The 21,442-nt window shown below is 63.8% G+C and carries 24 protein-coding genes and 2 pseudogenes; 19 read left to right on the forward strand and 7 right to left on the reverse strand.

What is annotated here, in order from left to right; all coding sequences use genetic code 11:
* The first annotated feature begins 63 nt into the window (after window positions 1–63).
* Window positions 64–744, forward strand: a complete 681-nt coding sequence (locus tag CXY70_RS03570) for a hypothetical protein (RefSeq protein ID WP_104191017.1) — start codon at window positions 64–66, stop codon at window positions 742–744.
* A gap of 64 nt (window positions 745–808) precedes the next feature.
* Here CXY70_RS03570 and CXY70_RS03575 read toward each other — a convergent pair whose 3' ends face one another.
* Window positions 809–1,678, reverse strand: coding sequence for a hypothetical protein (locus CXY70_RS03575; RefSeq protein WP_104191018.1), 870 nt, complete (start codon window positions 1,676–1,678; stop codon window positions 809–811).
* A gap of 229 nt (window positions 1,679–1,907) precedes the next feature.
* On the opposite strand from CXY70_RS03575, the gene nadE reads away from it, so the two are divergent.
* A complete protein-coding gene (nadE, locus tag CXY70_RS03580; protein WP_104191019.1) occupies window positions 1,908–2,729 on the forward strand; it encodes an ammonia-dependent NAD(+) synthetase in 822 nt (273 codons plus the stop codon).
* Between the two features lie 80 nt (window positions 2,730–2,809).
* Here the strand turns inward: nadE and CXY70_RS03585 are convergent, their stop codons facing one another.
* Together CXY70_RS03585 and CXY70_RS03590 are read right to left on the reverse strand one after the other, a co-directional pair.
* Entirely contained in the window at window positions 2,810–3,568 is a 759-nt protein-coding gene (locus tag CXY70_RS03585) for a hypothetical protein (RefSeq protein WP_104191020.1), read from the reverse strand.
* 99 nt (window positions 3,569–3,667) lie between these two features.
* The gene (locus CXY70_RS03590; RefSeq protein WP_104191021.1) at window positions 3,668–3,958 is read right to left on the reverse strand and encodes a hypothetical protein; all 291 of its coding nucleotides are present in this window, start codon (window positions 3,956–3,958) and stop codon (window positions 3,668–3,670) included.
* A 153-nt stretch (window positions 3,959–4,111) separates the two neighbouring features.
* Between CXY70_RS03590 and msrA the strand changes: the two genes are divergently transcribed.
* The 5 genes from msrA to CXY70_RS03615 all read left to right on the forward strand — a co-directional run bounded on the left by msrA (window position 4,112) and on the right by CXY70_RS03615 (window position 8,145).
* On the forward strand, window positions 4,112–4,636 hold the full coding sequence (gene msrA, locus CXY70_RS03595; protein ID WP_104191022.1) for a peptide-methionine (S)-S-oxide reductase MsrA: 525 nt from the start codon (window positions 4,112–4,114) through the stop codon (window positions 4,634–4,636).
* Between the two features lie 208 nt (window positions 4,637–4,844).
* A complete protein-coding gene (locus CXY70_RS03600) occupies window positions 4,845–5,384 on the forward strand; it encodes a single-stranded DNA-binding protein (protein ID WP_104191023.1) in 540 nt (179 codons plus the stop codon).
* Window positions 5,385–5,448: 64 nt separating this feature from the next.
* Window positions 5,449–5,964, forward strand: a complete 516-nt coding sequence (locus CXY70_RS03605) for a hypothetical protein (protein ID WP_146066044.1) — start codon at window positions 5,449–5,451, stop codon at window positions 5,962–5,964.
* Window positions 5,965–5,972: 8 nt separating this feature from the next.
* On the forward strand, window positions 5,973–7,655 hold the full coding sequence (gene ettA, locus CXY70_RS03610) for an energy-dependent translational throttle protein EttA (protein ID WP_104191025.1): 1,683 nt from the start codon (window positions 5,973–5,975) through the stop codon (window positions 7,653–7,655).
* 19 nt (window positions 7,656–7,674) lie between these two features.
* A complete protein-coding gene (locus tag CXY70_RS03615) occupies window positions 7,675–8,145 on the forward strand; it encodes a thioesterase family protein (protein ID WP_104191026.1) in 471 nt (156 codons plus the stop codon).
* Window positions 8,146–8,166: 21 nt separating this feature from the next.
* Here the strand turns inward: CXY70_RS03615 and CXY70_RS03620 are convergent, their stop codons facing one another.
* A complete protein-coding gene (locus CXY70_RS03620) occupies window positions 8,167–8,640 on the reverse strand; it encodes a Rieske (2Fe-2S) protein (RefSeq protein ID WP_104191027.1) in 474 nt (157 codons plus the stop codon).
* Between the two features lie 142 nt (window positions 8,641–8,782).
* On the opposite strand from CXY70_RS03620, the gene CXY70_RS03625 reads away from it, so the two are divergent.
* Together CXY70_RS03625 and CXY70_RS03630 are read left to right on the forward strand one after the other, a co-directional pair.
* Complete coding sequence (locus tag CXY70_RS03625; protein ID WP_104191028.1) at window positions 8,783–9,292, forward strand: sigma-70 family RNA polymerase sigma factor; 510 nt, start codon at window positions 8,783–8,785, stop codon at window positions 9,290–9,292.
* The gene (locus CXY70_RS03630; protein ID WP_104191029.1) at window positions 9,289–9,999 is read left to right on the forward strand and encodes a zf-HC2 domain-containing protein; all 711 of its coding nucleotides are present in this window, start codon (window positions 9,289–9,291) and stop codon (window positions 9,997–9,999) included. The genes CXY70_RS03625 and CXY70_RS03630 overlap by 4 nt, the downstream gene beginning before the upstream one ends.
* 9 nt (window positions 10,000–10,008) lie before the next feature.
* On the opposite strand, the gene CXY70_RS03635 is transcribed toward CXY70_RS03630, so the two are convergent.
* Window positions 10,009–10,884, reverse strand: a complete 876-nt coding sequence (locus CXY70_RS03635) for an acyl-CoA thioesterase II (RefSeq protein ID WP_233205716.1) — start codon at window positions 10,882–10,884, stop codon at window positions 10,009–10,011.
* A 68-nt stretch (window positions 10,885–10,952) separates the two neighbouring features.
* Here CXY70_RS03635 and CXY70_RS03640 point away from each other — a divergent pair, with 68 nt between their 5' ends.
* Complete coding sequence (locus tag CXY70_RS03640; protein ID WP_104191102.1) at window positions 10,953–11,630, forward strand: hypothetical protein; 678 nt, start codon at window positions 10,953–10,955, stop codon at window positions 11,628–11,630.
* Between the two features lie 4 nt (window positions 11,631–11,634).
* On the opposite strand, the gene CXY70_RS18225 is transcribed toward CXY70_RS03640, so the two are convergent.
* Window positions 11,635–11,985 carry a helix-turn-helix domain-containing protein gene (locus tag CXY70_RS18225; RefSeq protein WP_233205717.1) on the reverse strand — a complete coding sequence of 117 codons (351 nt, stop codon included), beginning with the start codon at window positions 11,983–11,985 and terminating at the stop codon, window positions 11,635–11,637.
* 14 nt (window positions 11,986–11,999) lie between these two features.
* Here CXY70_RS18225 and CXY70_RS03650 point away from each other — a divergent pair.
* The 4 genes and pseudogenes from CXY70_RS03650 to CXY70_RS03665 all read left to right on the forward strand — a co-directional run.
* Window positions 12,000–12,907: pseudogene (locus CXY70_RS03650) on the forward strand (aldehyde dehydrogenase family protein); the annotation flags it as partial.
* Between the two features lie 25 nt (window positions 12,908–12,932).
* The gene (locus tag CXY70_RS03655) at window positions 12,933–14,294 is read left to right on the forward strand and encodes an NAD(P)/FAD-dependent oxidoreductase (protein WP_104191030.1); all 1,362 of its coding nucleotides are present in this window, start codon (window positions 12,933–12,935) and stop codon (window positions 14,292–14,294) included.
* A 37-nt stretch (window positions 14,295–14,331) separates the two neighbouring features.
* Window positions 14,332–15,378, forward strand: a pseudogene (locus CXY70_RS18605) (universal stress protein); the annotation flags it as partial.
* A 103-nt stretch (window positions 15,379–15,481) separates the two neighbouring features.
* Window positions 15,482–16,129 (forward strand): FMN-dependent NADH-azoreductase, encoded by a 648-nt coding sequence (locus tag CXY70_RS03665; RefSeq protein ID WP_104191032.1) that lies wholly within the window; start codon window positions 15,482–15,484, stop codon window positions 16,127–16,129.
* Between the two features lie 62 nt (window positions 16,130–16,191).
* Here CXY70_RS03665 and CXY70_RS03670 read toward each other — a convergent pair whose 3' ends face one another.
* On the reverse strand, window positions 16,192–17,145 hold the full coding sequence (locus tag CXY70_RS03670; RefSeq protein WP_146066045.1) for a hypothetical protein: 954 nt from the start codon (window positions 17,143–17,145) through the stop codon (window positions 16,192–16,194).
* Between the two features lie 352 nt (window positions 17,146–17,497).
* Here CXY70_RS03670 and CXY70_RS03675 point away from each other — a divergent pair, with 352 nt between their 5' ends.
* The 5 genes from CXY70_RS03675 to CXY70_RS17720 all read left to right on the forward strand — a co-directional run bounded on the left by CXY70_RS03675 (window position 17,498) and on the right by CXY70_RS17720 (window position 21,401).
* A complete protein-coding gene (locus tag CXY70_RS03675; protein WP_104191034.1) occupies window positions 17,498–18,493 on the forward strand; it encodes an NAD-dependent epimerase/dehydratase family protein in 996 nt (331 codons plus the stop codon).
* Between the two features lie 151 nt (window positions 18,494–18,644).
* The gene (locus CXY70_RS03680) at window positions 18,645–19,043 is read left to right on the forward strand and encodes a PadR family transcriptional regulator (RefSeq protein WP_369851701.1); all 399 of its coding nucleotides are present in this window, start codon (window positions 18,645–18,647) and stop codon (window positions 19,041–19,043) included.
* 194 nt (window positions 19,044–19,237) lie between these two features.
* Window positions 19,238–19,615, forward strand: a complete 378-nt coding sequence (locus CXY70_RS03685) for a hypothetical protein (RefSeq protein WP_104191035.1) — start codon at window positions 19,238–19,240, stop codon at window positions 19,613–19,615.
* Window positions 19,563–20,966 carry an ABC transporter permease gene (locus CXY70_RS03690; protein WP_104191036.1) on the forward strand — a complete coding sequence of 468 codons (1,404 nt, stop codon included), beginning with the start codon at window positions 19,563–19,565 and terminating at the stop codon, window positions 20,964–20,966. The genes CXY70_RS03685 and CXY70_RS03690 overlap by 53 nt, the downstream gene beginning before the upstream one ends.
* Window positions 20,967–21,401: a hypothetical protein gene (locus tag CXY70_RS17720; protein ID WP_158250897.1), complete on the forward strand. Its 435-nt coding sequence runs from the start codon at window positions 20,967–20,969 to the stop codon at window positions 21,399–21,401.
* Window positions 21,402–21,442: the final 41 nt, after the last annotated feature.

Below are 21,442 nucleotides of genomic sequence, written 5' to 3' on the forward strand. Positions count from 1 at the left end.
GTCAATTTCACTTTGCTCGAGGCCACCTGGGACATGGGGCCGTGGGACAGACAGGAAGATCTAATGGATTTCAAACAGAAAATCGGCGCCACCGCTATCGGTGCCTGCGCGGTACTCGCTATCGCAGCGTTCGCCCTGTGGCCACGTGGGGAGGCCGAGGGAGTCGCCAAGGAACTGGCGAAATCCTCCGCGACAGCGACTAGTGCAGCCAACACTGCAGACGCTGCTGCGACCAGCGATGGTGAAACTGTTGCGTCAACCGAGTCGACACCGATGTCTGGCGGCGAAAGCGCGGGCGAAAGCGCAGGCGAAACCGACGAAAATTCTGTTGATTCCATCTACACCGGACCGACCGGGGATATGAGAGCGCATTACACGGCTGCAGGGGCTGCTGTGCTCGCCTACACGACCGTCACCCCTGACGAGACCGTTGAAGCGCGATCCGCCCGACTTGCACAGCACTTCGCACCGGGTTCCGAGCTCTTGACCAATGAGCCAGATCTCGTCAACCCGCGCGGCTTCAACAATATGACAACGACGATTGTCACCCGTGGGATTCCCATGGCCGGATTTGACTCCGAGGCCGGCGGTGTCTACACGATAAAGGTGCTGCTTGACTACACGGCAACCTATGTGCAATCCGGTCGGCCTATGGAGGTCCTGGCGACTGGTGTGTGGTTCGTGACGATGAGCACAACATTCGATGGCCTGGTGCTCAGCATTGAAGAGCCAGACGGCCGTTAGCACCTGTTTCGCTGCATGTTCGTGAGCAAACGCGTGACAATCGGGTCCGAACGAACGCTCCGGCCTACTCGACGATGCCGAGGCCCTGGTCCGTATACAGCTGGAACACCGAACTCGAGCCGATGATCTGCTCGTTGCTTTCCAGACCGAAACCCAGAAGGGTCTTCCCGGTCATGATGAGTGACGAGTTATCCGCTTCATCGAAGAGTTCCGGATTGGAAGCCCGCAGAGCATCCTCGATCTGGTTCGCGTCGGCCGCGAGCACCAGCGCGACGATCTGGGCATCCGTCGCAACAAACGTGCTCGTTGTGCTGAAGCTGAACACCAGGTTCGGCTCGCCTCCGTCGGGCTCTTCGCCGTGGACGCGATCAAGTCGCACGACTGCGCTCGACGCGCGTGCGCCTCCGTCGCGGGCCAGTGGCGACGGCAGAATGTCGGTGACGATGATGCCAGAGGTTTCCGACATGCCTAATGTGGCGGCATCTTTGTCGATCGCCTTCTGGTAAACCGGTTGCCACTTCGTGCTCATGTAGTCGGAATTCGCCGCAAACCACTCGGCCGGGGCAATGCTGTAGTTGTCCAGCCGGCTGCTGTCCAATACCTCTTCGGTGAGAATGCGCAGGGCAACCGGCAGGGCCTCCGCGGCGTCGTTCTCGGTGAACCCGAATTCGTTCAAAGTCTCGACATCAGTCTTGGCGGAATCGTAGATGGCCGCCTCGGACTCGGGGCCGATAGTCGTGTGGCAATACGTGCCGAACTCGTCGGTCACGTCCTGAAGGCCGACCACGTCGCCGTAGTCCACGGCGAACTCGGAACTGCACCCTGTCGGTGCGACCGTCGGTGCGGCGGTCCGCTCAGCAGTCGCGGCATCCGCTTCGTCGTTCGTGACCGCGGAGGCGCACCCGCCGAGTCCGCCCAGTAGAACAACGGCCACACCTATAGCCAAGGCAGAACGGCTGATGCCGCGAACCGTCCTGTTTGTCAATCGTGCTGTCAGCGAGCGCGCACGCGCGCTGTCCCAATTGTTGACAATCATTGTCATGTCCCCCCGAGCGGCGTTTGTCTTACCGTACGGCAAATCTTCACGACTTTTCGCCGGCACCTTGTGAGATGATTTCGCAGGAAGCGCGGCGCGGATTTTCGAGGATTGCTACATTCAACGTATGCGAGAACTTCAGGCGCGGATCATCGCGGAACTTAACGTCTCACCCACTATCGACCCGTCCGCCGAAGTGCGCCGCCGGGTGAAATTCCTAAAGGAGTATCTGAAGCGCACCGGAGCCCAGGGCTTCGTGCTCGGCATCAGCGGCGGCCAGGACTCCACCCTCGCCGGCCGCCTCTGCGCCCTGGCGGTAGGCGAACTGACCGAGGAAGGGCATCCGGCCACCTTCGTGGCCGTGCGCCTGCCGTACGCGGTGCAGCGCGACGAAGCGGATGCTCAACTCGCCCTGGAATTTATCCGTGCACAATCGCAGGCCACCTTCAACATCGAACCCGCTGTCGACGGGTTCGAGAGCGAGTTTTTAGCGAGCCTCGACGTGGCTATGACGGACTTCACCAAGGGGAACGTCAAGGCGCGCTCACGCATGATCGCCCAGTATGCGGTAGCCGGCCAGCTCGGTCTGCTCGTGGTCGGCACCGACCATGCCGCCGAGGCCGTGACCGGATTCTTCACCAAGTACGGCGACGGCGGCACCGACGTTCTGCCCTTGACCGGGCTGACCAAGCGCCAGGGCCGCGCCCTGCTGTTGGAACTGGGAGCTCCCGAACAGCTCTATTTGAAGGAACCCACCGCCGACCTGCTCGACCACACTCCTGGCCAAACCGATGAGGCTAACCTCGGTCTGCAGTACGAGCACATCGACGACTTCCTCGAGGGCCAGTCGGTCGAAGACGAAGTGGCCGAGGCCATCGAAACGCGCTATCTCAACACCGAGCACAAGCGGCGCGTACCTGCGTCACTGTTCGACACGTGGTGGCACTGATTCCCGACGCGGTAAACACAGCATGAGCCGGTCAGCGCTGAGAAAGCGCCGACCAACTCTCCGATTGTCGGAGAGAGCGACTACAGGGTCGGGGCCGCCGACGAACGCGTGAGCGGGTCGGTGCCGCGCACCTCGAGCTTATTCACGTCATCCAAAAGGCGCTGGGTCTCGGTCGAAGCATCCGAAGCCGTCGACGCAGATGCGGCAGTGCGGTTGACGACCGCCGGCGTGAGCGGCGCGGCCCGCGCCGGAGAGAGGGCCGAATCGGTTGCGTTGTACTGGTCGTGATGTTGCTGGGCCACCCACGCTTCCTGCTCCGCGAGCAGGCTTTTTTCGGTGGAGGAGTTCTGGGACTTCCATCGGTCAAGATCGCCCTGAAAAATCTTGCGTGCGCGGGCGGGCTTGTTCTGCCACTCGACCAGTCGGTCACGAAACTCCACCAGTGCCGGTTCCAGCTGGTACCCGAACGTAGCGGAGGTGCGCTTGAGTTCGTACAGTTCGTGCGCCGCCCACGTCGCGGCGATTCCCGATCCGCGAATCGGAAGCAGCCGCACCTGAATATCGGCTTGGCCGACCGCCCGATCGCTCATGACCTGTCCCTGCGGGGTGAGGGAATTCCACACGGATGCCTCGGTGGCGGCATCGACGAGGGTCGCGATAGCGGCCACTTTGATCTCGCGATCGCGCTGGGCAATGAGCCGTTTGATGGCCCCGTGCGAGATCAACGCGGCCAGCAAGCTGGCAATGACGATCGCGCCGATGAACACGACCGCGGTGAAAATCATCGGTCGAGTGCTGACGTCGGTAAACCAGGTTACGAAGTTATTCCACCATTCCATGTGCAGGATTTTATCCGTGCTGAACCCGGTTCTTTGGGATCAGACGCGGCGTGCCCTCAGTCAAGTGCGCTACCGCCCAGTGCACTTGCCGGTGCGGCACTAGCGAAAGCAGTCCACCGCATCGGCGACCCGACAGAACTCGCCGAGGTCTCGGGTGCGGGTCGCGAAGACGATTCGCCGGGCGCTGTATCGGTCGCCGTCGACGCCGACGTGGTGTTCGATATACCCGATGACAGCGCCAGCTGGGTCCACGATACGCCACAGCCCTTCGCGCACGAGGATGAAGCTGCGGCCACGCACCACGGGAAAGGACGGTGTGGGACGTGCCAGTTCGGGGCGTGCTGTGCTGGGCATTGCTGCGCGAAGAATCGGTGCGATGAGAGTGGTCATTCGTGCTCCTCCATAAAAGTTCAGCAGTATCCGCGCCGGCCCCGGTCTCTTTTTTAGATTAGGGGTGACCACCGACATCCGCTTTGGGCGAACAGAGGGCGTGAGCGCCACGTCGACCGGAGGCTGCAGCGAGCGAGGAGTTAGACTTGTCAGGTGCAAACTTTTGTGATCGCAGGTGGATGTTTTTGGTGTCTCGATGCTGTGTATCGGGTCTTACGCGGAGTGAGCGAAGTCGTGTCGGGGTACACCGGCGGTACGACCGCCAACCCGAGCTACGAAGCGGTCTGCACCGGTCATACCGGTCACGCCGAAGCTGTCGCGGTGACTTTCGATCCCGATGTCATTCCAGCCAGCGTGATTCTCGACGTATTTTTCACCCTGCACGACCCCACCCAGCTCAATCGGCAGGGTAACGATGTGGGTACCCAGTACCGGTCGGCAATGTTCTACACCGACGATGCGCAGAAGCAGCTGTTCGAGACGGCCCGCGAGCGGGCAAGTGAATGGTGGGGCGCCGGCATCACGACCATGATCGAGCAGCTCGGCGACTACCACGAGGCCGAGGACTACCACCAGGACTTCTTCAACAAGAATCCCGGTCAGGGTTATTGCATGGCGGTTGCCGTGCCCAAGGTCAACAAGATTCGCAAGTCGTACTCGCAGTACCTGGTCGGTTAGCTCCTCCTCCACAGCCATTCGGCTGCGTCATTCTCCCCTGATCGCCAACGGCTTGCGCCACGGCGTCGTTCCGGGCAGCACACTCGCAGTGTGCGACCCGGGAACGACAAAGAATGGCACGAGTTGCCGTTCCCGGGTCGCGTGCGCCGGGTGTTCGCTCGGCGGCTGACGCGTGCGTGTTCACGCGAAGACCGTGCCGGGAGAAACTATGAGCGACCACATCACCGTATCCGGAATCATCGGCACCGTCCCGCGCCGCAGTGTGGCCAAGAACGGCGCCCCCATCACGTCCTTTCGACTGGCCTCCCGCCAGAGTCATCGTGACCGCACGAATGATGAGTGGGTTGAGGACGAGAGCAGCTGGTACTCCGTCTCGACGTTCCGCCAGCTAGCCACAAACGCGGCGTCGTCGCTCGCAAAAGGCCAACACGTCATCGTGAGTGGCCGGTTGGTCATTCGCAGGTGGACCAACGCCGAACGATCCGGAATTGCCGTTGAAATCCTTGCCGACGCTCTCGGCCACGACCTCACCTGGTACACCACGATGCCGGTGCGCAGCGGTGCTTCCTCCCGCACCCCTGCCGATCAGGCCGGGCCAGAACCGGCAGAGTCTGCAGAGTCTGCAGAGTCCGCCGAATCGGCCATCGCGTATGAAGCGGAAAGCGGGCATGTCGACCGTTCCGAAGACGGCTTTGTTCCGACCGACACCGACGCTGATCGAGATGCATATGCCCGTTTAGACTCGTAGCATCGTATACATGGGTGGACGGGGGAGGCAGTTCGTGAGCATGGCGAAACCAGCATGGCAGAGTGTGAGCGCGAGAACAGCGCAACGGCGTGCACGCCGGCCCCAGTTCGTGATGGGTATGGTGAGCGCTGGGCTGCTCCTCGGGCTCGGCCTGACTTCGTGCAGCGGTGTCCCAACAGAATCCCCAGCTAACGATTCGGTGCCGTCCGACTCCGCCGCGACTGAGCCCTCGGTCACGCCGGCGTCTGATCCAACGCTCTTGCCCGACGGAGCCGCTGCCGAGAATCTGGTGTACTTCAACTTTCTCGCTGCCGCTGTCACCAAGGCCAATCCCGCAGCCGACGGACGCGCCTACATCGACGCGCTCGTGGCCGGCGGGTTTGACCGAGCCGCAATGGAGGTGACTTTTGATCGTACCCAGGCGGATCTAGCCGCCGACTCCATCCAGTTCTCGGTAAGCATCGCCGATGAGTGCCTGATCGGGCAGATCGGACCGGCCAGCGACGGCTTCCACAGCGTAGTTGCGCCCATTTTGTCGACCGGTTTGTGTCTTGTTGGGTCCACCCGGCAAATAGACTGATAAGCACTATGGCCGAATTTATTTACTCAATGGTCCGCGCTCGCAAGGCGATCGGCGAAAAGCTGATTCTTGACGACGTCACCATGTCCTTTTTTCCCGGCGCCAAGATTGGTGTGGTCGGCCCGAACGGTGCCGGAAAGTCCACCATTTTGAAGATCATGGCGGGCCTGGACACCCCCAGCAATGGCGAGGCGAGACTCTCCCCGGGCTACACCGTCGGCATCCTCATGCAGGAGCCGCAGCTCGACGAGAGCAAGACCGTACTGGAGAACGTGCAGGAGGGCGTCGGGCCGATCAAGGCCAAGGTCGACCGCTTCAACGAGATCAGCCTCGCCCTTGGCGAGCCCGACGCAGATTTTGACACGCTTCTCGCCGAAATGGGCGTGCTGCAGGAAGCCATCGATGCAGCGGATGCCTGGGACCTTGATTCCCAGCTCGAGCAAGCCATGGACGCCCTCCGCACCCCGCCGGGTGACTCCGAGGTGGCCAACCTGTCCGGTGGTGAGAAACGCCGCGTGGCGCTGACCAAACTGCTGCTGCAGAAGCCTGACCTGCTGCTTCTCGACGAGCCCACCAACCACCTGGACGCTGAGAGCGTGCTCTGGCTCGAACAACATCTGGCCAAGTACCCGGGCGCTGTACTCGCCGTCACTCACGACCGGTACTTCCTCGACCACGTGGCCGAGTGGATCGCCGAGATCGACCGCGGACACCTGTATCCGTATGAGGGCAACTACTCCACCTACCTCGAGAAGAAGCAGGAACGTCTGCTCGTGCAGGGCAAGAAGGATGCGAAGCTGTCGCGCCGTCTCGCCGACGAACTTGAGTGGGTGCGCTCCAACGCCAAGGGCCGCCAGGTGAAGTCCAAGGCGCGGCTGGCTCGCTACGAAGAGATGGTCACCGCCGCCGAAAGCACGCGGAAACTCGATTTTGAGGAGATCGTAATTCCGGTCGGCCCGCGCCTCGGTGCCCAGGTTATCGACGCAACTAAGCTGGAGAAGGGGTTCGATGGGCGCGTACTCATCGACAACCTCAGTTTCACCCTGCCGCGTAACGGCATCGTGGGAATCATCGGCCCGAACGGTGTGGGAAAGACCACGCTGTTCAAGACCATTGTCGGCCAGGAGCCCCTCGACGGCGGCGATCTGAAGATTGGCGAAACGGTCGACATTTCCTATGTCGACCAGGACCGCGGAGGCATCGACCCGAACAAGACGCTGTGGGAAGTTGTCTCCGATGGGCAGGACTATATCCAGGTCGGCAAGACCGAGATTCCGTCGCGTGCTTACGTGTCGACCTTCGGCTTCAAGGGTCCAGACCAGCAGAAGAAAGCCGGTGTGCTCTCCGGTGGTGAGCGCAACCGGCTGAACCTGGCCCTCACCCTGAAGCAGGGCGGCAACCTCCTGCTGCTCGACGAGCCCACTAACGACCTGGACGTTGAAACTCTCGGTTCGCTCGAGAATGCGCTGCTCGAATTTCCCGGTTGCGCCGTGGTGATTACTCACGACCGGTGGTTCCTCGACCGAGTGGCCACGCACATCCTCTCCTATGAGGGAACCGACGACAATCCGGCCAACTGGTATTGGTTCGAGGGCAACTTCGAGTCGTACGAGCAGAACAAGATCGAGCGTCTCGGACCCGACGCGGCCAAGCCGCACCGCTCGGCCTACCGCAAGCTCACCCGGGACTGAGACGAACCACGGAGAACTTGTGAAGCTGCACGTACCGATTCGCCTGCGCTGGTCCGACCTCGACGCCTACGGTCACGTCAACAATGCCGAGATGCTGCGCCTGCTCGAAGAGGCGCGCATCCTGGCATTCTGGGTGACCGAAGACGACGGGGCGATCGGCGCGAGCACGGCCGTGCTCGACGGTCGCCCGGGAGCGGCGACCCTGACGCTTATCGCGCGGCAGGAAATTGAATATCTCGCGCCGGTACCCTATTTGCGCCAGCCGCTTGACGTGCGACTATGGCTCGGCAAACTCGGCGGGGCCAGCCTGGACGTCTGCTACGAGGTCTACAGCCCGGACGGTGTCTCGCCCGAGTTGTTGTACGCCCGGGCGAACACGACCATCGTGCTCGTCGACGCGGCAAGCGAGCGGCCGCGCCGCATCAACGACACTGAACGTGCGGCATGGTCGCCATACCTCGACGCACCGATCGAGTTTGCCCGGCGCTGAGCCGAACCGGATGGCTGGTCGCTAACCAGCCATGACCGTGTCGCCGTCGACCGTGACAGTCACCTTGTCGAGTGCCCGCGCGGCCGGGCCGCCCAATACTTCCCCGGTGGCGAGGTCAAACCGCGATTGGTGACACGGGCAGTCGAATTCGGTTTCCGCCGGCTCCACCTTGCATCCTCTGTGAGTGCAAATAGCACTGAAACCGACGACCACACCGGCCGTGGGCTGGGCCAGCAGAATGGGTTGACCATCCAGTGTGGCCGCGATGCCGCCCCCGATCGGAATATCAGCGAGTTTTGCGACCTCGATTGCCGCTTGGCCGGTATCAGTGGCCGAGCCACTCGGATCCGTCGTAGCTGGGCTGGCGGGCTTTGTGGTGGTGTCAGGGGTGCTGGTGGCCGGGGTGCTGCTGCAGGCGGCCAGAGTCACCGCCGCCGCAGCGCTCCCTCCGGCCAGGATCATGTTGCGACGGGACAGGTCGAGTTCCGGTGTCATGACTCTCCTTGAAGGACGTGTTCGCGGGTAGGTTTGCGTTGTTGTAATTATCAACGAAGCGGTATCCGATTCGGTGCACTGATTCACGGCTGCAATTGAACCACGTTCTCCGAATATTCGTGTTAAGCAGGGGAGGTAGGTCATGGCCGATGAGCGCGCCGAACTCTTGCGGGCCCTCCACGACGAACATGGGCCTCTACTGTGGCGCTACGTCGTGCGGCTGACCCACGAGACAGCCCTCGCCGACGACGTCGTGCAGGAGACGCTGCTGCGCGCTTGGTGTCGCCCGCGGCTGCTGGACCAGACCGAGGTCTCGGCTAGGGCCTGGCTGTTCACCGTGGCCCGCAACCTCGTGATCGACGACCGACGCTCGGCCAGAGCACGGCACGAGGTGCCGACCGATCAGCTGCCCGAAGTGCCAACCGACGACCAGACTGACGCCCTGCTGGACGCCTGGCTGGTTGCCGATGCCTTGAACGACCTGTCACCGGATCACCGCGCCGTCATCGTCTGCGCCTACTACCGGGGACAGTCGGTGGCGGAAACCGCGCGGGAACTGGTCGTGCCGGAAGGAACAGTGAAATCCAGGCTGCACTACGGCCTGCGAGCACTGCGACTGGCACTGCAAGAACGAGGTGTGACGGAGCGATGACCACTCCAGCAGATCTATACAGCGACTGGGACGGTGCTTATGTGCTGGGCTCCCTATCGCCGGGCGACCGCCGGGACTTCGAACGGCATCTCAATGACTGTGCCGCCTGCAGCCAGGCTGTCGCTCACCTTGCCGGGTTGCCGGGGCTGCTCGCTCTGGTTCCGCTGGACCAGGCCCTGCACCTTGGCCCGGCGACGCAGGCGGCAACGGATGCCGGCGCGTCACCTTCCGCCGAACTGTTACCGCGGCTGTTGCAGGCTGCCAGGGCGCGCTCCCGGCGCACCCGCCGGGTCGGTGTGGGAGCCGCGATGGCGGCCGCCGCGATTGCAGCATCCGCTGCCCTGGTCGTGCCTGGCTGGCTGGACCAACGAGTCATCAGTGCCAGGCAACCGGCCGTAGCCATGACCGCGGTGGTTCCAAGCCCGCTCACCGCGACGTTTCGCCTGACCGGTGGAGACTGGGGGACCCGCATCGACGCGAGCTGCAGCTATGCAAAGAGCGGAAACGACTTCGGACCGCAGCCCTATGCCCTGTTCGTGACCGACACCGCCGGCGACGAAAGCCTGGTGGCGAGTTGGATTGCCGGTCCGGGCACCACGGTTGCCGCTGCCGCAACGACGAGCGTCGCTGAGAATGACATCGCGAGCGTTGACATCCGATGGATGCCCGACGAGCGGGTGCTCCTGGAATCCAAACCGACCTGGTAGGTGTTCGACTTACTCGAGAACGATGGGTACGCGCAGCATGCCCTCCTGCGCCACGGTGGCCAGCAGCACGCCGTCGCGGCTGAAGATGCTGCCTGTGGCGAGGCCGCGACCGCCCTGGGCGCTCGGTGAATCCTGCACGTAGAGCAGCCATTCGTCGACCCGACCGAAACGGTGCCACCACATGGCATGGTCGAGGCTCGCGACCTTGAGGCCGGGGGAAGACCAGGCGATGCCGTGCCGACGCAGGATCGGCTCCATGATTGAGTAATCGCTGGCGTAGGCCAGGGCGGCGCGGTGCAGATCGGGGTCGTCGGGCAAAGGCGAAAAAGTTTTCATCCATACGGCTTGCCGGGAGGTGTGCTCTCCGTTCACCTTGAGGTAGATCGGTGAAGGAACGTGCCGCATATCGAAAGGGCGCTCGCTCGCCCAGTAACGGGCCACCGAATGATCGATGTGTGCAAGCGAATCGGATGCCGTTGGCAGGCTCTCCGGATCGGGGATATCCTTCGGCATCTCGATGTGGTGTTCCAGACCCTCATCGGCGTCTTGGAACGAGGCGATCATTGACAGGATCGGCACGCCGTCCTGGTAGCACTGGGTGCGGCGGGTGGAGAACGAGCGGCCGTCGTGAATGCGTTCGACCGAAAAGGTGATTGGTTGGTTCACATCGCCGGGACGCAGAAAATATCCGTGCATGGAATGCACGTGGCGTTCGTCGGGTACGGTGCGCATCGCGGCGACGAGGGATTGGGCCAGCACTTGCCCACCGAACACGCGGCCCAGCGGCATCCACTGGGACGGACCGGTAAAGATGTCTTCATTGGTGCGGGCACCGGTGTCGGTGAGATCGAGGACGGCCAGAAGGCCTTCCATCGGCTTGTGCATGCTGTCTCCTCGGGCAAGTTCGCGACCGCGGCACGCGGATGTTTCGTATCTTGGTAGTTTAGGAGATGATGAGCCAGTCATTCACTCTTACCGATTCCCAGTCCCTCAGCGATTTGATCGTGTTTCTTTCACGCTCCGGCCGCGTCCTCGATGGTTCCGTGCGCCTCATGGCGTCCGAGGGCGTTCTCGCCGTGTACACCGCCATTTTCTATCCTCGCGGTCTGCTCGACGCGAGCCCGACCGTGCTGGGGCTGCGCACCTTCGCCCTGACGGAGCCGGTCGACCTCGACACGGTTGTACCGGTGCGGTCCCTGCTGGAACGCCTCAAACGCCTCGAATCCACCGCGCAAGACCTCACCGTGCCGGTCATCGTGACCGTTCCGCTGGAGGTGAATACCGTGACCTGGACCGGCATCTCCCCGCCGAAAGGCGGCTGGGAACCACACGGCCAGACGCCGGCATCGCACCTCGAAGCGGCTGCCCGCGAGGGCATCGACGAGGTTGCCGCCGCCGTGCCGGAGGGCACCGGAGAGTTGATCGTCGAACGCGTGCGCTCCGAGGTCTGGGGCCGTCAGGTCGAGGGGCTCGAATTCGTACCGACCGGGGCCGGTTTCGCAGCCTTCAGCCTCGGCTTTCTCACCGACGACGAACCGGTGCACCTGTTCGAGTCGGGACTGTGGACCCGCCTCAGCACGAGTCGCGGCCACGTTCTCGTGCGACGCAAGCCGTGGACCCTCAAGGGCTGAATCGCTACACGGTAGCGCTGTCGGTTGCGAGTAGGGCCGCCCAGACGTCGGCGCGCGCCGGGAAGGAGCCCAAGTCGCGGGCGAGCAGCCGCTCCGCCTGCTGAATGCGCGTGCGCACCGTGTGCCGGTGCACGCCGTGTAGGGCGGCGGCCTCGCTCAAGTGCCCGTTGCAGATCAGCCAGATGCGAAGGGCACCCAGTAACTCGGTGGAGTGCGCCCGATCGTGCGCCATCACGGGTGCGAGGGTGGCCAGGCCAACCTCATGGGCATCCGTTCTGGCCAGCAGCGCCAGCACACCCTGCCGGGCGACGAGACAGAACTCGGTCAGGCCCGGGGCGGGGGCAGGGCACCCCACATCTGTCGGGAGATCTGGTCGACCAGAGTGTAATCGCGGTGCTCAAGAAGATTCAGAACGCATCCGGTGCCGATGGCGAGCGTGCGCTCGAGGCTGCCGTGGCGGCAGCAGAGTCGTGGGCGGCCACACCCGCCCGGGCGCGCGCCGAGATTCTGCGCCGGGCCTTCGACCTGCTGCAGGAGCGTCGCGACGACTTCGCCACGCTCATGACGCTTGAGATGGGCAAGCCGATCGCCGAAGCTAACCGCCCCCTTCGTCGTGTTCGCCGACGCTGATCTCGAGCAGGCCGTCACCGGAGCCATGCTGGCGCGAGTTTCGCAATACCGGCCAGGCCCGTACGGCGGCCAATCGGTTCATCGTGCACCTGTCGGTCGCCGAAGAATTCGGCCGGCGGCTCACCGAGCGGGTGAACGCTCTCGTGGTCGGCCCCGGCATCGACCCAACGGTGAACTTCGGTCCACTCGTGAGTGATGCCGCCGTCGATAGCGTCGATGCCTTCGTGCAGGATGCCCTCGCGCACGGTGCGACGTTGCTCACCGGTGGCACTCGGCCTGACCGCCCCGGCTCGTTCTACGCGCCCACGGTGCTAACCGGTGTGAGCGCCGACAGTCGCCTCGTGCGGGAAGAGATCTTTGGTCCGGTCGTCGGCACTAGAACCTTCGAAACAGACGAAGAGGCTATCAAATTAGCAAATAACACCGAATATGGTCTGACGGGATATGTTTTCACCACCGATATCGCACGTGCGCACCGTATGATCGACAGGATCGACACCGGAAAGATGGGGCTGAATACCGGCCTTGTTTCCAACGCAGCAGCGCCTTTCGGCGGTGTCAAACAGTCCGGCCTCGGTCGGGAGGGTGGCCCCGAAGGCATCCACGAATACCTCTCGACCAAATACACCCTCATTCCCTCGTCGTAGTCCGACCAGCAATACAGGAGCAACCATGACCACGATTGATCGTGACGTCGTTATCATCGGTGCCGGGGCATCCGGTCTCACCGCGGCCACCGCATTGCACAAAGCCGGCCTCACTGTGGCCGTACTTGAAGCGCGCGACCGCGTCGGCGGGCGCCTGTGGACCGACGAGATCGAGGGCGCCATGCTCGAGATCGGCGGCCAGTGGGTCTCGCCCGACCAGCACGCCCTCAAGGACACGCTGGCCGAGCTGGGCCTTGCCACCTACCCGCGCTACCGTTCCGGCCAAAACGTCTACATCAGCGGTGCCGGCGTGGTCAGTCGGTTTGACGGCGAGATCTTTCCGGTTCCGGAAGGTACCGAGGCGCAAATCGTGGGTCTGATCGAGAAACTCGACGCCCTTGTGGCCGAGATCGACCCGGACAGGCCGTGGGAGCATCCGCTCGCCAAGGAACTCGACGAGGTGTCGTTCAGCCACTGGCTGGAGACGCAGACCGACGACCAGGAAGCCCGCGACAACATCGGTATGTTCATCGCCGGGGCGATGCTCACCAAGCCGGCGCACGCGTTCTCCGCGCTGCAGGCCTTGCTCATGGCAGCGAGCGCCGGGTCGTTCAGCAACCTCGTCGACTCCGATTTCATTCTCGACGAGCGCGTCATTGGCGGGCTGCAGCAGGTGCCGCTGCTTTTGGCCGAGAAGCTCGGCGGCGACGTCTACCTCGGGCAGCCGGTGCGCAGCGTGACCTGGAACGATGCGGGTGTCACCATCGTCGCCGACGGTATGACGGTGACTGCCCGGCACGCCATCGTGGCGGTTCCGCCGCCCCTGATCAGCCGGATCAGCTTCGTGCCGCCCCTGCCGCGTCGCCAGCAGCAACTGCACCAGCACCTCTCCATGGGCTTTGTGATCAAGGTGCATGCGGTCTACGAGACGCCGTTCTGGCGCGCCGACGACCTCTCCGGCACGGCATTCAGCCCGTACGAGCTTGTGCACGAGGCGTACGACAACACCAACTTTGCGGACCCACGCGGCACCCTCGTCGGGTTCGTCTCCGATGAAGAAGCGGATGCCGTCTTCGCGCTGAGCGCCGACGAGCGCAAGGCCCGCATCCTCGAGTCGCTCTCGCACTACTACGGCGAGCAAGCGCTGCACCCGGTCGTCTACTACGAAAGCGACTGGGGCTCCGAAGAGTGGACCCGCGGCGCCTACGCGGCGAGCTTCGACATGGGTGGGCTCGCCAGGTACGGTTCCGAACTCCGCAGCCCCGTCGGCCCGATCTCCTTCTCGTGCAGCGACATGGCCGGAAAGGGCTACCAGCACGTGGACGGCGCCATCCGGGTCGGGCAAGACACTGCAGCGGCGATCATCGCTCTCAGGGTGAGAGCGTGAGGTTTTTGGTCGGCTAACCCCCACCCCGGCGGGAGCGGATGCCCTCGCCCTCGGTGTGCGCCTCGCCCGCGCGCCGGGCGCCGAGCTCGACGTCGTGCTCGTGCTCAACGCGGGGGACCGGGCCACACTCACCCCCGCCGATCCCGGCTACGACCGGCTGTTGCTGGAGACGGCCGAGGCCTGGCTGGCCGAAGCGCTCACCCTTGTGCCCGCCGGCATCTCGGTGCACACCCACCTCGAACACGCCGATTCCCTCACCCAAGGGCTGCCCGCCGCTGCCGCCCGACTGCAGGCGAACCTGATCGTGGTGGGCGCGGCCACTCACGGACTGCTCGGGCGCTTCGCGATCGGCAGTGTCGCCAACGGGCTCCTGCATTCTGCGCACGTGCCAGTGGCGCTCGCTCCGGAAGGGTCCAGGGTCATGGGTACCGACGAACCGATCGGCCGGGTGACTTGCGCGGTCGGCACCAAACCGGGCGCCGACGGACTACTGGCGGCCGGCATCCGCTTGGCGCGCACAGTGGATGCCCCCCTTCGGCTGGTCTCCCTCGTCGCGATCGACCGCCCCGGCGCCGACGCGCAGACCATTCAGCTGGCCACCGACCACGCCAAGGTGAGCCCGCGATTCTTCAACCCCGGGTATGCCACCATCGCCTCCGCTGTCGTGGCCGCCGGTTTCTACACGATCATGCGTTTCGTCAGCGAAGACGTGCTCTGGGACACCATCACTACGCTCGGCATGATGATCTGCTTCTACTACAGCCTCACCGCGTTCGCCTGCGTCTGGTACTTTCGCCGGCAGTGGTTTGTCACTGTGAGGAATGCCTTCTTCACCTTCGTGTTTCCGCTGATCGGCGGCATTATTCTGGCGGTGCTGCTCTGCACGACCCTGGTCGACAGCATGGACCTGAATTACGGCAGCGGCTCCGAGATCTTCGGACTCGGCTTGGTCTTCGTGCTCGGCATGGCCATTCTCCTGATCGGCGTCGTCATCATGATCGTGCAGGCCTGGGTGCGCCCCGCATTTTTCCGCGGCGAGACGCTCAGCCTGGCCGCGCCGCGCTGCGGCGAGCACGAGGAGTAGCCGAGCTGCGGCATCCGCTTGCTGAGAGCGGATGCCGCAGCCTCCGTGTGCGCTCCGCCCATGGTTTGGCGCCGATGGGATCGTTGCCTCTAGGCTTTGGGCCATGCCCACACTTTTGCATCTCGACTCGTCCGCAGATCTCAGCACATCACGTTCGCGCGCGATTACCGCGACCTTCGCTGATACCTGGCGTGGTCTCGGCGCCGATCACATCGTCGTTTACCGTGACCTGCACCGTGAGCCGCTACCCCACCTGACGGATGCCGCGCTGCATTTTCCGCCCCGGCTGCGCCCGAACGCTGCAAGCCCGAGCGCGGAGCAGGAGGCGTTGCAACTACAACTCATCGCGGAACTGGTCGCGGCGGACGTGCTATTGATCGGCGTTCCGCTGTACAACTACTCGATGCCGTCGACCCTGAAGGCGTGGATCGATTACATCCATCTCCCGGCGGTGACGGCTTCGTTCGACGACCGCACAAGCCAGCAGCCGCTGGCCGGGCGCCCGGTCGTGCTCGTGTCGACCCGCGGCGGGGTTTATGACACGGGAACTTCCACCGAGTTTGACGACCACGCGCTTCCCGCTCTCAGTCTCATTCTGGGCAATGCCCTCGGAATGATGCTCGAGACAATCGTGGCCACCCGCACGCTCAGCGAACGGTTCGGCGCGCCCGCCGACGAGATCGCCAAGCAACACCACGAGCTGGCGGCCGCCCACGAGTCCGCTGCCGAGGCCGCTCGCCGATTAGGCTGACCGGCGCTACCTCGAGTGCATGGCCCTGAGGGGTGTTCCGCTGGCAGTCCTCGACCGCGACTTCACTCCAGAGCGGATGCGACGTGACCGGCCAGCTCCAGTACCTGGCCGCGATCGGCGTCGGAAACCGGCCGTTGGCCGTTGATGAACGTGCCCAGTCGCACCCAGTCGTCGCCGACGATGAAGTCGACCGCGCAGGCCGAGACCGTGCCAATCGGGCACAGAAGGTAGGCCGGTTCGGTGACTCCCGCGACGCTCACGGCCTCATGGTTCTTCCATACGGCGCTCTGCACCTGGGCGGGATCGAAGGCCCACGCACCGTGCGGCAGCAACTCCAGGTTAGCGAGGGACGCGTCCGAACCGGCCGGCCCCACGATGCAGCGCGTCACGCCAGCGAGTGTTGCCGCTCCGGTCATGACGCCCCAACCACCGCTGTGATAGGTGGAGTGCACGGGCAGCTCGGCCGTTTGGAAGACGGACTGCACGGTCGCAGCGGGCAAGATTGTTTGGCAGTCGGTGCGCGCAGCGACGGGGGCAACGGCTGGCGCGGTGTTCGAGGCCGCGGCGGCGGAGATCCGTACGGCAACCGCGCTTAATAGCGGCGAAGTGAGCGCCAGAACGTCGGCGTCGGATGCTGGATCGGCAACGTTCACCCCCTGCAGAAACACGTCGATCCAAGCGTCGCCGACGACGATGTTCGACGTGCACAGGCGGGCGTTCGCGAAACAGGTCGTGCCGGACGAGTCTCCGAACGGCTGGGCGTCATCGAGCGGATGATCGCCGACATGCAATTCGATCTGCGCGGCCGTGGCATCGGGCAGTACCTGTACGGTCAATTCGTCATATGCCGGATTGGGAATGCCAGCCACGGGCGCGTCGTCATTGCCCCAGGTACAACTTAATCCGCCGGTGTTTTGCACGGCATACGTGACCGGGGACACGGATGGCGCCCAGTTCGATCGCGGCTCGTAGCCGTTCGCACCGAACAGAGCGTCGAGTTCGGCGTTCAACACCAAGTCGGCGCAGGTTACATCGAACCGCGAAGCCGGCGCTGATGACAACTCGGCTGTTGGTGATGTCGACGGCCCGGACGAAGCTGGCGCAGCCGGGCTCGAACACCCCGTTTGCACCAGAATTATGGCAAGACCCGAGACGATAATTGGAACGACGCTTATTTTCCCCATGCTGGCAACGTACCAACACGTGTGGACGTGCCGCCAATCAGCGGCCAGCAGCCCCAACTCGGTTTCGGCCGCATCAAGGGGTCTGCGGCTCGGGAACAGCGTGACGGCATACTCTTGGTGAAGGTCACTGCGCCTAGGGCGAAACCAGCGCTAGTTCAGCGGCTGGTGCGATTGACTGGGTGCTATGACGCGCACACTCATTCTTGGCGGGACGGGCTGGCTCGGTCGCGAGATAGCTGAGCAGTTGGTTTCTCTTGGCCAGGACGTAACGTGCCTTGCTCGAGGTGAGTCTGGATCGGCCCCCGGCGGTGTGACGTTTATTAGATCTGACCGGCAAACACCGGGAGCCTACGATCTGGTCGCAGGCGTCGCCTGGGATGAAATCATCGAGCTCGCCTACGAGCCCGACCTGGTCACGGGGGCACTCGTTGCTCTGGCCGGCTGCGCGCAGCACTGGACCCTGGTCTCCTCCGTCTCCGTGTATGCCAGTAACGCTGATCCAGGAGCCGAAGAAGACGCCTCCCTCGTCGAGACATTCGACCTTGAAGACTACGCACAGGCTAAAGTCGCCGCTGAGCGAGTCACAGCCGAGGCGGTTGGCGACCGCCTGCTCATCGCGAGACCGGGTCTTATTGCCGGGCCAGGTGATCCGAGCGACCGATTTGGTTATTGGGTCGCGCGGCTAGCCCTGGCTGCGCACGAATCCGTTCTCCTGCCGAACGTTCGTGATCGTTTCATACAGTACATCGATGTTCGGGACCTGGCCGCGTGGATAATCAGTGCCGGGCATCGACGCCTCACCGGCACGTACAACGCCGTCGGAAGTGAACACAATCTCTCCACGGTTGTGCTGGCCGCAGCACAGGTGGCCAGTCATACTGGCAACCTCATCTCGGTTGACGATGACTGGCTGATCGAACACAACGTCAGCTATTGGGCCGGACCCCGCTCGCTGCCCTTATGGCTTCCCCGTAGTGACTACGCGTTTGCGAGGCGTAGCCGCAGCCGATTCGTCGCCGCTGGCGGAACCGAGCGAAACCTGAAGGAAGTCCTCGAGGACGTTCTTGCTGACGAACGAAAACGCGGACTCGACCGGGAGCGCCGATCAGGCCTCACTCGCGAAGAAGAGATCCATCTTTTAAATGAAATCACTCACGAGGTAGCGAGCGTCTGCTGGTGATCGGATGGTCCGCCAGCGATAGACAGTTGATTGAAGACCAGCTCCTAAAGGATCAAGAATGCATGTCGAGTGTGTATGTACTCGGCATGTAAGCATCGTGCAGTGAAATCGTTGGGGAGTCGTCGTGTCGGTACGTTAAAGCATTCTTGCCATTCTCGATCAGGGGTCCAGTTACGGGTATCGGCTGCGCGCTGAGTTTGAGCGACGCACCGGCTCGACCTGGCCAATCAACGTCGGTCAGATCTACAACACGCTGGAGCGGTTAGAACGCGACGGTTTGATAGTGAAGGGTGACACCGACACCGACGGCCACGTGTTCTACTCGATCACCGCTGCGGGTCACGTCGAGGTGACCACATGGTTGCGTTCCCCGGTGCAGTGCCCGGAGACGACGCGAGACGAACTGGCCATCAAGCTGGCTGTTGCTGTGACGCTGCCCGGTGTTGATATTGCTGAAATCGTGCGGGTGCAGCGGATGTCGACCATGACGACGTTGCAGCAGCTCACCCGCGCAAAGAACAGCGGGGATGACCCCGAATCCACCGATTAGCTCGCCTGGCTGCTCGTGATCGACTCGTTGATCTTTCAAGCTGAGGCCGAAATTCGCTGGCTGGATCATTCCAGCTCTCGGCTGGCTCGAGCGAAAGCCCGGGGATTGGCCGCGAGCGAACCGCTGGCCGAGCCGCGCCGACGCGGTCGACCAGCGCGAACCGACACGCCTGCGACTGATGGGACGGTTGTTCGATGAGCACCGAGTTGCTGCGTCTCGACGGTGTCTCGCGTCAGTACGGACACGGCGAAACTGCCCGTACTGCCCTGGCCGGAATCGATTTGACGATCATGGCGGGCGAGATGGTCGCGGTGATGGGCGCCCTCATCATCGCCATGGTCGCCATCCCGGTGGCCGGGCTCAGTGGCGTTGCCCTGGTCGGGCTGAGCATGGTGCCCACCGTTGACGAGACGATCGCCGTCGAACTGGGCCAGGCCGACGCCCGCATCAACATGATCAGCAGCCCCGATCCGTCGATGATTCAGAGCCCCCGCTCGGCCCGGGTGGCATCAGGTCGAGATGGATTCCGCTGGTGTTCCTGTCAACACCCAGGCGGATGCCCAGCTGGTTGATCCGGCCACCCTCGTTCCGGCTGATTCGACTCTCATCGCCCTGCGTTCGGCGGACGTGACCATTGAAACCGCCACCGGCATTGCCGGGATATCCGCGGTCGAGGGCGAGACCTGGAACGCCGAGTTCGAGCCCAAATACGTGCTTGTAGATGGGAGCGCTCCCCAGGCCAACGATGAAATCCTGGTCACCGCAGCCGCACTTGACCGGCTGGGCGTGGGGCTCGGTGACGGGGCAACTCTGCTTGAACCTCAGCGTTCGGTCACCGTGGTCGGCGTGCTGGATGTCGCGGAATATCCCGACTCCAAGATCGCCGTGTTCGGGCGCCTCGGTGCGTTCACCGGCGACAGCCAGCCCAGCGCCGGTCAGGACGACTTCTACCTGTTCGACCACGCCCTCAACTGGCCGGCCGTGCAGCAGCTGAACGAGTCAGGGGCCGTCGTACTTTCGAAGTCGGTGCTGCTGAATCCTCCGCCCGCTGGCAGCTACCAGCTGCAGGCATCCGCTGAGTTGCAGGGCGCGGCGACGACGGTCGTGACGCTGACAGCAGTGGGCGTTGCCTTCGCCATTCTGGAGGTCGCCCTTCTGGCCGGCGCAGCGTTCACCGTCGGTGCCCGGCAACAGCAGCGCACTCTGGCGACCGTCGCGAGCGTCGGCGGGCACCGGCGCACCCTGTTCCAGATCGTGACCGCGAGCGGTCTGGTGCTGGGACTTGCCGGCGGCATTGTCGGTGTCGCGATCGGCGTCCTCTCTGGCTCGCTATTCATGGCGGTCACGGGTGACGGCAGCGCCGTGCAGTACTGGGGCTACCACCTGTCGATACCCATTCTCATTGGTATCGCCCTGTTCGCCATGCTCATCGGCTGGATCGCCGCCCTCCTCCCGCCGTGGATGGCGTCTCGCCTGGACGTACTGGCTGCCCTGCGCGGTGCACGGAGCCCCCAGGTCGTGCACCGCACCGGCCGCCGCTGGATTGGAGTGTCGATCATCGTGGCCGGGGTCGCCATGACGGCCGGCGGCGCGCTTGCGGGGACCGCGAGCTTCTCCGCGCCCGGCGTCATCGAGAACAGCTCGCTCTACCAGCTGTCCATCATGCTCGTGCTCGTCGGACCGGTGCTGGCGCAGTTCGGAGCTTTGCTCGTTGCACCGGTCATCCTTTCTGCTCTGGCACTCGGGTTGGCGACGACCAGAACCAGAAGGTGGCGCCCCTATCGACCACGACGATCGATGCTGTGGTGCAACAGCCGGCGCATCCGATTCATTTCGGTGTCTTCATGCTGGAATCGACCGCCAGATCGCACGGCCTGGAGCCAGTCACCTTTCGAGTGCTCGCCTCCCCGGCTGGACCGTTAGATGACGCCGATTACGACCAGCTGTGGGGATCCCTCCGCTCTCTCACGGGTGGCACAGACCTCGTGGCCCGCTACGAGGCGGGGCCGGGCAGCACTCGTCGCCTTTGGCGCGGCTGCGGTCGCGTTGGGGCTCGCCAGGGCTGATGGGCGCCGCGACGACGTGACGCTGAGCGCGATTGGCGCGCATTCAGGGCTGCGCCGCACCGTCGCCTTCTGGCAGGCCGTGCTGCTGGCCGGCACCGGCGCGGTGCTGGGCGGAATCCTCGGCCTGCTGGGGCCCACCATGCTCGGGCTGGTCGGCCGGCTGCCCTTTGCGCAGCCGTGGCCCCAGGTTGCGCTGCTCGTTCTTGGGCTACCCGTGATCATCGCAGTCGGCAGCTGGCTCCTCACGCGCCCGGCCGAATTCGACGAGCGTCTGCAGCGCACGCTCTCTTAGTGGGAGATATTGCTACACAGGTGGACGATGCCGCAGCAGCG

This window comes from Cryobacterium sp. Y82, from assembly GCF_002929495.1.
Classification (GTDB): Bacteria; Actinomycetota; Actinomycetes; order Actinomycetales; family Microbacteriaceae; genus Cryobacterium; species Cryobacterium serini.

Bases quoted from the DNA above. Each gene is read 5' to 3' on its own strand.
- CXY70_RS03570 (WP_104191017.1), top strand. From the start codon at position 64: ATGGATTTCAAACAGAAAATCGGCGCCACCGCTATCGGTGCCTGCGCG.
- nadE (WP_104191019.1), top strand. From the start codon at position 1,908: ATGCGAGAACTTCAGGCGCGGATCATCGCGGAACTTAACGTCTCACCC.
- CXY70_RS03585 (WP_104191020.1), bottom strand. From the start codon at position 3,568: ATGGAATGGTGGAATAACTTCGTAACCTGGTTTACCGACGTCAGCACT.
- CXY70_RS03590 (WP_104191021.1), bottom strand. From the start codon at position 3,958: ATGACCACTCTCATCGCACCGATTCTTCGCGCAGCAATGCCCAGCACA.
- CXY70_RS03600 (WP_104191023.1), top strand. From the start codon at position 4,845: ATGAGCGACCACATCACCGTATCCGGAATCATCGGCACCGTCCCGCGC.
- ettA (WP_104191025.1), top strand. From the start codon at position 5,973: ATGGCCGAATTTATTTACTCAATGGTCCGCGCTCGCAAGGCGATCGGC.
- CXY70_RS03620 (WP_104191027.1), bottom strand. From the start codon at position 8,640: ATGACACCGGAACTCGACCTGTCCCGTCGCAACATGATCCTGGCCGGA.
- CXY70_RS03625 (WP_104191028.1), top strand. From the start codon at position 8,783: ATGGCCGATGAGCGCGCCGAACTCTTGCGGGCCCTCCACGACGAACAT.
- CXY70_RS03630 (WP_104191029.1), top strand. From the start codon at position 9,289: ATGACCACTCCAGCAGATCTATACAGCGACTGGGACGGTGCTTATGTG.
- CXY70_RS03635 (WP_233205716.1), bottom strand. From the start codon at position 10,884: ATGCACAAGCCGATGGAAGGCCTTCTGGCCGTCCTCGATCTCACCGAC.
- CXY70_RS03640 (WP_104191102.1), top strand. From the start codon at position 10,953: ATGAGCCAGTCATTCACTCTTACCGATTCCCAGTCCCTCAGCGATTTG.
- CXY70_RS03655 (WP_104191030.1), top strand. From the start codon at position 12,933: ATGACCACGATTGATCGTGACGTCGTTATCATCGGTGCCGGGGCATCC.
- CXY70_RS03665 (WP_104191032.1), top strand. From the start codon at position 15,482: ATGCCCACACTTTTGCATCTCGACTCGTCCGCAGATCTCAGCACATCA.
- CXY70_RS03675 (WP_104191034.1), top strand. From the start codon at position 17,498: ATGACGCGCACACTCATTCTTGGCGGGACGGGCTGGCTCGGTCGCGAG.
- CXY70_RS03685 (WP_104191035.1), top strand. From the start codon at position 19,238: ATGAGCACCGAGTTGCTGCGTCTCGACGGTGTCTCGCGTCAGTACGGA.
- CXY70_RS03690 (WP_104191036.1), top strand. From the start codon at position 19,563: ATGGATTCCGCTGGTGTTCCTGTCAACACCCAGGCGGATGCCCAGCTG.
- CXY70_RS17720 (WP_158250897.1), top strand. From the start codon at position 20,967: ATGACGCCGATTACGACCAGCTGTGGGGATCCCTCCGCTCTCTCACGG.